Source organism: Streptomyces sp. WG5 (assembly GCF_049974565.1).
Lineage (GTDB): Bacteria > Actinomycetota > Actinomycetes > Streptomycetales > Streptomycetaceae > Streptomyces.
On record NZ_JBNGGC010000071.1, the window covers coordinates 1 to 10,337 of the forward strand.

Annotated in this window: 9 protein-coding genes and 3 pseudogenes; 7 read left to right on the forward strand and 5 right to left on the reverse strand. The window is 69.0% G+C overall.

Annotation, left to right across the window (positions count from 1 at the left end; translation table 11 throughout):
* Positions 1-344 precede the first annotated feature (344 nt).
* The 3 genes and pseudogenes from ACP4IX_RS35625 to ACP4IX_RS35635 form a co-directional block, all read right to left on the reverse strand.
* Positions 345-1,475 (reverse strand): alpha/beta fold hydrolase, encoded by a 1,131-nt coding sequence (locus ACP4IX_RS35625; RefSeq protein ID WP_426558725.1) that lies wholly within the window; start codon positions 1,473-1,475, stop codon positions 345-347.
* A gap of 383 nt (positions 1,476-1,858) precedes the next feature.
* Positions 1,859-2,824: pseudogene (locus ACP4IX_RS35630) on the reverse strand (FAD-dependent oxidoreductase); the annotation flags it as partial.
* 46 nt (positions 2,825-2,870) lie between these two features.
* Positions 2,871-3,560, reverse strand: coding sequence for a TetR/AcrR family transcriptional regulator (locus ACP4IX_RS35635; RefSeq protein WP_426558727.1), 690 nt, complete (start codon positions 3,558-3,560; stop codon positions 2,871-2,873).
* A gap of 81 nt (positions 3,561-3,641) precedes the next feature.
* Between ACP4IX_RS35635 and ACP4IX_RS35640 the strand changes: the two genes are divergently transcribed.
* Both ACP4IX_RS35640 and ACP4IX_RS35645 read left to right on the forward strand, forming a co-directional pair.
* Complete coding sequence (locus tag ACP4IX_RS35640) at positions 3,642-4,853, forward strand: hypothetical protein (protein WP_426558728.1); 1,212 nt, start codon at positions 3,642-3,644, stop codon at positions 4,851-4,853.
* Positions 4,854-4,929: 76 nt separating this feature from the next.
* Complete coding sequence (locus tag ACP4IX_RS35645; RefSeq protein ID WP_426558730.1) at positions 4,930-5,268, forward strand: FAD-dependent monooxygenase; 339 nt, start codon at positions 4,930-4,932, stop codon at positions 5,266-5,268.
* A gap of 146 nt (positions 5,269-5,414) precedes the next feature.
* Here ACP4IX_RS35645 and ACP4IX_RS35650 read toward each other — a convergent pair.
* Together ACP4IX_RS35650 and ACP4IX_RS35655 are read right to left on the reverse strand one after the other, a co-directional pair.
* A pseudogene (locus ACP4IX_RS35650) lies at positions 5,415-5,903 on the reverse strand (carotenoid oxygenase family protein).
* 139 nt (positions 5,904-6,042) lie between these two features.
* Positions 6,043-6,468, reverse strand: a complete 426-nt coding sequence (locus tag ACP4IX_RS35655) for a TetR/AcrR family transcriptional regulator (RefSeq protein ID WP_426526884.1) — start codon at positions 6,466-6,468, stop codon at positions 6,043-6,045.
* Positions 6,469-6,951: 483 nt separating this feature from the next.
* Between ACP4IX_RS35655 and ACP4IX_RS35660 the strand changes: the two genes are divergently transcribed.
* The 5 genes and pseudogenes from ACP4IX_RS35660 (at position 6,952) to ACP4IX_RS35680 (ending at position 10,329) form a co-directional block, all read left to right on the forward strand.
* Positions 6,952-7,500, forward strand: a complete 549-nt coding sequence (locus ACP4IX_RS35660) for an SRPBCC family protein (RefSeq protein ID WP_426558732.1) — start codon at positions 6,952-6,954, stop codon at positions 7,498-7,500.
* A gap of 234 nt (positions 7,501-7,734) precedes the next feature.
* A complete protein-coding gene (locus ACP4IX_RS35665) occupies positions 7,735-9,174 on the forward strand; it encodes an MFS transporter (protein WP_426558734.1) in 1,440 nt (479 codons plus the stop codon).
* Positions 9,175-9,255: 81 nt separating this feature from the next.
* Positions 9,256-9,489, forward strand: a pseudogene (locus tag ACP4IX_RS35670) (SRPBCC family protein); the annotation flags it as partial.
* 79 nt (positions 9,490-9,568) lie between these two features.
* Positions 9,569-9,697, forward strand: coding sequence for a hypothetical protein (locus tag ACP4IX_RS35675; RefSeq protein ID WP_426558738.1), 129 nt, complete (start codon positions 9,569-9,571; stop codon positions 9,695-9,697).
* A gap of 281 nt (positions 9,698-9,978) precedes the next feature.
* Positions 9,979-10,329 carry a hypothetical protein gene (locus ACP4IX_RS35680; protein WP_426558736.1) on the forward strand — a complete coding sequence of 117 codons (351 nt, stop codon included), beginning with the start codon at positions 9,979-9,981 and terminating at the stop codon, positions 10,327-10,329.
* Positions 10,330-10,337 lie beyond the last annotated feature (8 nt).

The window sequence follows — 10,337 nt, forward strand, 5'->3', positions numbered from 1 at the left end:
TGGCCACCGGATGACCAAAGGGGCCGCCCGGCCTCCGGCCGGACAGCCCCTCAGCAAGATCTTCATCAGTCTTCTAGACCGCCCGCCAGGACCGCCGAAGCGGCCTGTGTACCCGCTGGCAAGGGAGAGCGATCCCGGCATTGGGTTCTGCGATGACGGCAGCGACGAATGATCGGGGCGGCTATGGGAGCCTGCTCGCCCGAGGCCGGGTATTCGACGTCGACCGTCAGGACGTGGGGCTTTGTAACCGAAGCGGGGAGTCGTTTTCGACATGACTGCGGAAATCGTCTCCTGGCCGAGTTCGCGATGTCGACTTTTGGTCCATTGAGGACACGTCCACTCCCTCAGCTTGTGGTTTTGATCCAGTTCAGGATCTGGGCGTTCGTCTCCGGTGCGTTCTTATGCAGTTGTACGTTGTGGCCGCTGTTGGGCACGACGATCGATGTGAGGCCGGCCTGGTCGGAGTAGTAGGGCCGTTCGTTGGCCAGCATCGTCTTGGGGGTGCAGGTGCCGGCGCTGCAGTACTGGTCTTTGTCGCCGGTGACCAGGAGGGTGGGCACTTTGATGGTGAGGGAGGGGGACTTGGCGGGTGGAAGGGGCGTGGTGTCGGAGTCTGCGGCGGTGCTGACGTCCTTGAGGCGTTCGTCGGCTTTGATGACGGCCGGGTCGGTGTGGGCGGTGTCGTAGAAGAACTGCCGCGTGCCGGCGTTTGTGGTCAGGTAGCCGGGGTCGTTGATTGTGCCGCGGAACTTGGGGTCGTCCTTCGCTTTGATCTCGAATTGGATGTCCTGGCCGGGGCCGTTGTCGGAGGGCTCTTCCTTTCGGACGACGTGGCTCATGCTGGTGAGTACGAAGGCGTCCACGTCATGGGTGTACTTCGCGGCCTGGGCCCAGGCCATGGATGAGCCCAGCGAGTGGCCGACCCAGACGACCTTGTCGAACGTGCGGTCCTTGATCTGGCCGTCCCGCAGTTGCGTGATGACCTGGTGGAGGGCGTCGGTGCCGGTGTCGAGGGTGTACTGGGAGCTGGGCGGCAGCGTGCTTTTGCCGGTGGCGAGGCGGTCGATATTGAAGGTGGTGAAACCCGCGTCGAGTGCCGAGGAGACGTAAGAGTAGCGGCCGTTGGCGACCGGCATGTCGTAGTAGCTGTGGTTGTAGGTGGAGCCGGGGACCAGTAGCTGAACGGTCTTGCTGGTCGTGCTCTGGTGGCGCGGCTGGCACAGCTCCCCGTAGATGTGGGCGTTGCCTATCTTCTTCACCGACACCGGGACCCGTACTTCGTAGCAGGCCGCGTCGGGGTGCAGCTTCTGCACGCTGCTGAGGGGCGTGTGCGCGGTGCCCGCGTTCGCGGACGTCCCTGGCTCGCCTTGCGCGCTCGTGATCACCGGTATGGCGATCCCCGCCGCCGCTACGGTCGTCAGCAGGGCGGTGAAGGCTTTGGTCTTCGTCGAGAAGGTACGACGGCGTCCGGTCATGATCGTCTCCAAGAAGGGGGCCGTGAAGGGCGTGATGGGCGGCCGAGGACGGGGTGATCGCTCGCGCCCTGGACGTCCGGCATGAAGGCGGAGTGGAGTGAGGCACGGGAGCGGCTCGGGCGGTGCGAGAGCGCGGGACGCCGGCGAGCTTCGTGCAGGCGAAGGGAGATGCCGCCGCGTTCTGCGCGGGTGCACCGTGAGGGGGCCGGTGGTCAGCGGATACCGTCAACGGTTGGGTCTGGCCCGCCTGGGGAGTCAACCGTTTTCACGGGATACCCGGCGGGCCGGGCAGCGGTTCAGAAGTGGGCGTAGTAGGCGCGGACCAGGGAGAGGGTGAAGTCTTCCTCCATGAGGGCGCCGATCTGGGCGTGCAGCTCGTCCCATTTCGGGCCGGCGTCCACGGCATCGCCGAATGCCCAGGTTCAGGCCCTGGCCGCCGAGTGGTGAGTGGATGTGCGAGGCGTCCCCGGCCAGTAGGACGCGGCCGTTGCGGCAGGTCGTGGTCTCCATGGCGCGGTCGGTGAAGCTCGATGCCAGATGCACCTCGCTCAGCGTCACGTCGGCACTCGTGATGCGGCGCAGGACCTCTTGGAGGTGCTCGCGGGTCAGCGGCTGCGACCGGTCGAAGGCGCCGCCGTCGAAATCCATCATGCCGACGTGACCGGGGAAGGGTGTGCGCAGGTACATGCCGTTGTCCGTCAGGTTGAAGCCGAGACAGCTGGTCGGGGTCGGCGAAGGTGACCTGGGCGGCGTAGCCGGTGAACAGCGGGTCCGTGCCGACGACGTCGAAGCCGGCCAGGGTGCGCACCGTGCTGCCCCCGCCATCACAGCCCAACAGGTAGCGGGCCTGGTACTCCTGGCCGCCGGGGGTGCCCGTGACGTGGTCGGCGTGCTGCGCCAAAGCCGTGACGGGCGTGCCGCGCACGATGTGAACGCCCAGCTCGGCTGCGGATTCGGTCAGGACCGAGGTGACCGCCTCCAGGCTGGTCATGAAGCCTTCCATCGCCGGGCTGGGCAGCCGCGAGGCCACGCCGATGTCGGCCGCGTCCAGGCCCCTGCCGGCGAAGTGGCTCACGTCGCGAGGGTCCGGCGCTTCGGCCAAGTCGGGGCAGCACTGACCTTGGCCGGTCGGCGTGTGAAGCGCTGAGTACGGCATCCGGCAGGCCGCGGCGGTAGAACGTCTCGGCCGATCCCGCGCTCAGAACCCGCAGTCCCAGGGGGAGCGCCTTCCACGCCGAGGTGGCTTCCTCGTCCCATTCCAAGACCAGGACGGAGGCACCGTCCAGAGCCAGCTCGGTGGCCAGGAACAGACCGACCGGGCCGCCGCCCGCAATCACTACGTCACGCATGAGGGATTCCTTTCCGAAACGCAAGGGACGGGCCGACCAGGGCGGGTCAGCCGAGCCGGGTGAGGCCGTCGACGATCACGGCGATGCCGGTGAGGAACTGCTCGCGATCGTCGTGAGCGTGCATCTGTGAGGCGACGGCGTGCATGAACGGGTAGTCCTCGGCGAGGTTCTGCCAGGCCGCTTCGGTCGCATCGAGGAACGCGCCGCGGTCGTGCGAACCGTCCGGAGTGTCGCCCTCCATCGCGGTGTTCTGGCTGACGGCGCCGAGGATGTAGTGCACCAGCGTCGACGCCGCGTCGAACCAGGAAGCCCGCGGCACGCCCAGCGCGCCGACCTGACGGCCGATCCGCTCGAAGATGCCGACCGTCACCGTCCCGAACGGCTTGCGGACCACCTGCCGGGTCAGCCGCGTCGCCAGCCACGGGTGCTCGGCAATCACGTCGAACAGCGCCAGCGCCACAGTGCGGATTTCATCCTCAGGCAAGGACGAAACCGCCATGGGATCGGCGGCCAGAGCAGCGGTGACAAGCGTCTCGGTCGCTGCGTCCAGCAGATCGTCGCGACTGCCCACCCGGTAGTAGATCGCTCCCGAGCCGGTGGACAGGCGCTCGGTGAGCGCCCGCGTCGTCATGGCGGCCTCTCCGCCCGCATCGAGCAGCTCGATCGCCGTCTCGATGATCCGCTCACGGGAGAGCACCTGGTTACGCCGCTCTGAGCGGGGACTCCTCGTTGCCATGCATCCACCATGACACATTTGGAGCCTTGAACCAAATTAGTTCGGCGATCCAAAAGGGAGGGCCTCTACCCCCACGACCTCGTGCGCCGAGCGCTGGAGGCGGACCTGCGTTGGCGGGACCCGGACGGGTACGCAGAGCTTCACGGCCGGGTCAGCCGCCACCTGTTCGACCAGGTCCGCCTCTCGTCCGAGAGCGGAACCCTGCCCGCAGTGGGCGCCTTCATGTACGTGTACCGCGACGACCAGCACATGGCGGACTACAACAGCTGGCAGCAGGGCGAGGTCCGGCTGACGGCCTGCGTACCAGCCGACCACCCCCAGCTGCTGGAGCTGGCCACCTTCGTCGAAGGCCCCCAGTCCGCCACGCTGGCGCGCCACTGGCTGGAGCGACAACCGCAGGCCTTCCGGGTGTGCCGCACCACGCGAGACGGCCGCATCGTCGGCTTTTCCGCCTGGCTGCGTCTCTCCGGCCACGCGGAGACCGCAACAGATCCGGTGGCCGAGGCCGCCTGGCGCCACACCCGAGCAACCACCGCCCTGCGCAACGGGGAGCACCTGGCAATCGTCCGCTTCTCGGTGACATCACCGGAATACCCGAAGATGTCGCCGATGGAGGATCTGCACCAGTGGCGCTCCCTGGCCGAGGTGGCCCGCGCGGACAAGAGCTTGACCTGGACCTACATCGTCGTCAGAGCAGCGGATTTCTGGACGCCTTACCTGACCAATCTCGGCCCGCAGCCATTGACCGAACGGCCACACGTCGGACCCACCACCTGCGCGATGTTCGCCACCGACTGGCGTGTAAAGCCCCTGTGGGCCTGGGCCGAGCAGAAGAACCGACTGCTGCTTGCCCTCATTTCCGGTGCGTCATCCGCCGCGCCGGAGGTGGAAGAGGCTGCGGCGGGCGAGGTGTTCGCCGTGCTCTCGCGCCCGGAGTTCGACCACGCCGTGCGAGACGCGCTGCGCACCCGGGACCAACCAGGCGAACTGGTGAGGAACCCGCTGTGCCACAGCCGTCTCGCAGTCGGCTGCGGCCTGTCCCTGCCCGAAGTCGTGCGACGCGCTGCCGAGGACCTGCGCCATCTGCGCGGAGGCGAGCGGTTCCACCGGGCGCTGACAGCCACCTGCCTGGGCCGGGGCCGGCCCACGCAGCAGGCGGTCGCCGCGCGGCTGGGGCTGCGGTTCAGCACCTACCGTCGCCACCTCACTCAAGGGATCATCCAACTCTGCGACGCGCTGTGGCGGCAGGAGATGTACGGCACCGACCCCACCGGCCACCCATGGTCGCACTGAGCAGCAACTGGTCTGGAAAGTGAGCAACGATCACGGCGAGCCTGGTGATCAACGCTAGTGACCAGGAGAAGATGTGATGGACGTAGTTGTGCTCGGAGCAGGGCCCGTCGGCCTGATGGCCGCCATGATGCCGCCTCGTGACGGGCATCGGGTCACCGTGCTGGAACGCGATGGTGCCCCAGCGCCCGACGCGAATGGTGAAGAACTCTGGCGGGGATGGCACCGACCGGGCGTCAACCAGTTCCGCCATCCGCACATGCTGCTGCCTGCGGTGCTCAGGACGCCGGCCGAGGAACTGCCGGACGTGGCGATTGAGCTGACGGCCCGCGGGCGACGATCGCCAGTCTCCTCGACGGTCCGCAGCGGTTCGGCGAGGTCGCCGGGTGGCAACCGGGCGACGAACGCTTCGCCATGATGACCGCACGCCGTTCGCTCCTGGAGGCGGTGCTCGACCATGTCGCTGCGGGAGGCGACCGCATCGAGGTCCGCCGCGGCACCGCCGTCGCGGCGTTGCTTCCCGGAAACGAGCGGATTCCGCGGCGCCCCACGTCTGCGGGGTACTCACCCGGGGCGGTGAAGCAGCTCGCCGGTGGCCGGGTCCTCCTTGGGGTGGTCGGTCATGGCGGAGGTGAGCTTGCCGCCGAAGTCGTAGGCGCCGACCGTCTCGAGGTCGGCCGTCAGTTCGAAGGGCAGGGCCGCTTCCGACAGGGCCTGCAGCCGCCCGGCGTGCTCGATGACGTGCGTGCCGGCAGTACTGACTGTCAGGTCCGGTCCCCGGTCGGTCATGTAGGGGGCGCCCTCGAGCGCGGGGGTGTGGACTCACCGGTTGCGGTACCACTCGGCGCGTCCCTCGTTGAGGCGGATGCCGTGGACCATGCCGCTGCCCTTGAACCAGTGGGTCGGGGTGATGCCTGGCTTGGGGTTGTGGCTATTGCGTATCAGCCGGCCGGTCAGCTCCGGCGGCAGGCTGCCTTCCACAGTCGGTTCGGTCGCCGTGATCTCGTCGGCGACGGGGGAGTAGTGACCGGTCAGGTAGGGCTTACTCGTCATCGTGAACCTCACGTTCGAGAGAAGAACAAAAGTATGTGGTCAGCCACTCACTTTTTGGATACAGGAAAGGCGGCTGTCCACCCGCAGGTGGGTGCGGCCGCCTCCCCGGGGTTGGGTCAGTAGTGCACGATTCCGCCCGTCAGGGTGCGGGTCCAGGGTGCGGAGACCGCCCCGGCGTCGATGGAGACAAGCAGGTGGCAGAGCATGCCGACGGCGAAGAACTGCTGGACCTGTTCCTCGCTGCCCCCGAGGTGCCGCGGACGTACTCGACGGTGCGGGCGTACCCCGCCCGCACCGCGTCCCTGATCGCCGGCTCGGAGACGGCGGCGGCCTGGGCGTGCAGCTGGACCAGCATCAGGTCGTTGTCACTGATCAGGCGGGCATAGGCGTCGCCCATCGAGGCGAGCACCGCATCGGGCGCGCTGCTCTCGGCCTTCGCCGCGCCGCCCTCGAGGGCGGCGCGCACCCGGACGAAGCAGTGCTCGACGACCGCGGTGAACAGGGCTTCCTTGTTGGGGAAGAGGCGGTAGACGTACGCCTGCGAGATACCGGCGGCCTTGGTCACCTCCGTCGTGGTGGTCCCGAAGTATCCCCGGGCCGCGAAGGCTCCGATGGCGGTGCGTAGGACTGTCTCCCGGCGCTCTTCGGCCGAGGACAGCTGGCGTCGTTCCGTCTCATATGAGTAATCAACCACTCATATCCGTTGCTGTAAATGTCCCGCCGTTCGGGACCCTGGGGGCTCGGGGTGTATGCCCGGACGTGCCCCGCCGCCGGGCGCGGCCTCCTGTGGCGGGCTCGCGCCGCCGGGGGCGCAGTGCGTCGACGACGGGGCCCCGGCGGCGGACGGCGGTTGACGCCTAAACGGAGAGAGTGGTTGACTACTCACACGCCGAGGTGGACAGGGGCTGAAAGCAGCTCGCCGTCCCCCGTTTCCGTGCGGAAAGCTCCGTGTGCTACTCGCTTGGAAGTATCCTGAGCATGGAATGAGTGAACAACCACACTCACTGCTTGGGTCGGTCCGCCCCTTCAAATCACCCAAGGAACTGTGATGCTCACCACCGTCACCGCGATCGCTGCCGCGTTGCCCCTGGCCTTCGGGAACACAGGGCCCGCACCGATCGGCATCGACGAGTCGGCCCCCGTCATCACCCGGGACGACATCGTCATCCACGCCCCGCTGGAACGGGTCTGGCGCGTCCAGACCGACGTCGAGAACTGGCCGGCCTGGCAGCCAAACGTCAGCTCCTCGGTCAAGCAGACCCCTGGAAAGCTGCGCCCGGGCTCCTCGTGGGTCTGGTCCACCGAAGGGCTGCAGAACATCACCTCGACGGTGAAGCAGGTACAGCCCAAGCGCCGCATCGTCTGGGGCGGTCCGGCCCAGGGCATCACCGCGGTCCACGTGTGGACCTTCACCCAGGCCAAGGACGGAGTCCACGTCCACACCGAGGAATCCTGGACGGGCGAGCCCGTGAGCGCCAACGCCGAGTACCTCCAGGACGCCCTGGACGCCTCGCTGGACCACTGGCTGCACAATCTCAAGCAGCGATCCGAACACGGCCACCTCGAGCGCGGAACGCCGGGCGACCGGCTCTCCTGAACGGACAGCCGCAGCCGCCGCAACAGCTCCCGGCCGCCGCCCCGTGCCGACCGCTGTGACCGCCACTGGTGAACCTGCCCGGCGCGACGGCGTGCGCGCCTCGCACCACCCCGGCCACCGGCCGCCCGATCTCGGTAGCCGACCGATCTTCGCAGCCCGCCGCGGCGACCCCGGCGCGGCGGGCTGCCCACTCACCGCAGCAACACGCCTGTCGGCACAGGGGAACCGCCCGCCGTGCAGCGCGACCGCGACAGCCCTCCGGACAGCATCGCGAAAGGCATCATGTCCACCCTCGTCCCCTCGCCACGCAGACACCACCCAGGCCTCCTCCTCTCCCTCCTGGCCGGCGCGCAGTTCCTCGTCGTGCTCAACACGTCCATCGTGAACGTCGCCCTGCCCGTCATCGGCCAGGACCTGGACCTCTCACCGGCCGGTCTGGCCTGGACCGTCAACGCCTACCTCATCGCCTTCGGAGCCCTGCTTCCCCTCGGCGGCCGCCTCGCCGACCTTCTCGGGCACCGCACGGCCTTCCTGTCCGGCCTCCTCGTCTTCGCCGCCGGTTCCCTGGCCGCAGGCATCCCCTCGGGCGCCGGGCCGCTCATCACCGCCCGCGCCATCCAGGGAATCGGCGCGGCCCTCCTCTCTCCCGCCGGCCTGGCCATTCTGCTGGCCCACCGGCCACCGGGCCCGAGCCGCGGTAGAGCCCTGGGCATCTGGGGAGCGGCCTCGGCAGCGGGCGGAGCCGCAGGAGTCCTGCTCGGCGGAATGCTCACCAGCACCCTGGGCTGGTGGGCCGTCTTCGCCGTCAGCGCTCTCGCCGCCCTCCCGTGCCTCGTGGCCACCCCTCTCCTCCTGGGCCGAGGCGAGCGCAAGCGCACCGCCCGACTCGACGTGCCCGGCGCACTCACCGTCACAGCCGGCCTCACCCTCCTCGTCTACGGACTCGGCGCCGACGGCGCCACCCCGCTGCCCGACTTCGTGCTCCCGGCGGCCGCCCTGGTGCTGCTCTCGGCACTCATGCCGATCGAGCGACGGGTGAGGAACCCTCTGCTGCCCCCGGCGCTTTTGCGCAACCGTTCCCTCGTCACCGGCAACCTCCTGATGCTGCTGCTCGGCGCGGTATGGGTCGCCACGTTCTTCTTCCTCCCCCTCTACCAGCAGAAGGTGCTCGGCTACTCGCCCCTCGAAGCGGGCCTGACCCAACTCCCGCTCGCCGCCGCTCTCATGTCCGCTTCCTGGGGCGCGGGACGCCTGTCGAAAACCCTCCTGCCCGGCCTGCTCGTACTCGCCGCCGGCCTGCTCTGGCTCGCCCGACTCCCCGTCGGCGGCGCGTTCCTGGCCGACCTGCTCGGCCCGTCCGTACTGATCGGCACCGGCCTCGGCCTGGCCTTCGTACCCCTGACCGCCTTGGGCGTCGCCGAAGCCGAACCCCGGCACGCCGGCATCGCAGGGGGACTGATCAACACCTCCCGACAGGTCGGCGGCGCCCTCGGGCTCGCGGTCCTCTCCCCCCTCGCAGCCCCGGCCACCCCCGGACTCGCCGCCCTGGCACACGGCTACCGCCGCGCCCTGGTCGCAGCCGCCCTCATCGCACTGGTGGCCGCCGCCGCAAGCGCCGTCCACCTGCTGAGCGGCCGCAGCGGTGTGGCAGAGCCCCTGCCCGGCAGGTCCTGAAACACCGGCCCGACCCGCATCCCACTCCCTTCCACCGCTCATTGCTCACCCCCCCAACCCGTCACCCCCTTGGAGAACATGATGGACATCGACCGCAGCGCCCCCGCCGTCGTGGAACTGCACCGGACCGTCCACGCCCCGCTGGAGACGATCTGGCGGCTGCACACCGACCTGGACTCCTGGCCGCAGTGGAACACCGGCATCGACATCGCCGTCCTGCACGGACCTCTCGCCGTCGGGGCGGTGTTCGACTGGACCACAGCTGGCCTCGACATCAGCTCCACCGTCGCCGAACTCACCCCCGGGCGGAGCATCGTCTGGGGCGGCCCCGCCCGCCCACGGCATCGCCGGCATCCACGTCTGGGAGTTCGAGGAGACCGGCGACAGCGTGCGGGTGAGCACCCGCGCATCCTGGGCGGGTGCTCCCGTCGAAGCGCACCCGCATGCCATGCGCCGAGTGCTCGAGGAATCGCTCCTGGCCTGGCTGCAGGTGCTGAAGACCACCGCGGAGACCCGGAACTGAACCCGGGGACGTACCCGCTGCCGGACCAGGAGGCGCCAGGTCCCGGTGAAGCGCCTTCCTGCGGCCCGCCCTCCTCGGCTCGCACCCCTGCGGCCCCGCCCCTCTCTCTCCCGCTAATCCGACCCTGAAAGGCCATGCCTGATCACGACCACCACCCCTGCCACCGTCACCGTGCCCACCCCACCCCGGACCTTGTCCGACCGCCTGACCATCGCCGGACTCCTGACTCTGGCGTTCTGCGAACTCCTCGCCCACCTGGTGGAGGTCAGCCGAACCCCGGCATGGCCGCACTCGCCGTCCTGCCCCTGATCGCCGCCCAACTCGTACGGCGCCGTCTGCGCTGGGCGCCGTTCGTCTCCCTGCTCGCGGTCATCACCGTCGCCGCGACTCGCACGACGGGCCTGTCCTTCGACCTCGTCCGGCCAGGCGACCCGCTGTACTTCGGCGCCGCCATGCTGGAATGTGCGGCAGCCGGCGCGGTGATCGGGTCAGTCGTCGCCGCGCTCCTCAAGCGGCGCACCCCTGCGGTCACCGCCGGCTCCGCCCTTGCCGCGGCCCTCGCACTACTGAGGTTTTCGGGTTGTCGTCGGGTGGTGACGGTTCATGATCCCCGCGGTATGCCGATGAGGTGAGGTATCCA

What these genes read in the sequence shown, in the direction of transcription:
- ACP4IX_RS35625 (WP_426558725.1), bottom strand. Translation starts at nt 1,475, where the DNA reads ATGACCGGACGCCGTCGTACCTTCTCGACGAAGACCAAAGCCTTCACC.
- ACP4IX_RS35680 (WP_426558736.1), top strand. Translation starts at nt 9,979, where the DNA reads ATGGCCGCACTCGCCGTCCTGCCCCTGATCGCCGCCCAACTCGTACGG.
- ACP4IX_RS35660 (WP_426558732.1), top strand. Translation starts at nt 6,952, where the DNA reads ATGCTCACCACCGTCACCGCGATCGCTGCCGCGTTGCCCCTGGCCTTC.
- ACP4IX_RS35635 (WP_426558727.1), bottom strand. Translation starts at nt 3,560, where the DNA reads ATGGCAACGAGGAGTCCCCGCTCAGAGCGGCGTAACCAGGTGCTCTCC.
- ACP4IX_RS35645 (WP_426558730.1), top strand. Translation starts at nt 4,930, where the DNA reads ATGGACGTAGTTGTGCTCGGAGCAGGGCCCGTCGGCCTGATGGCCGCC.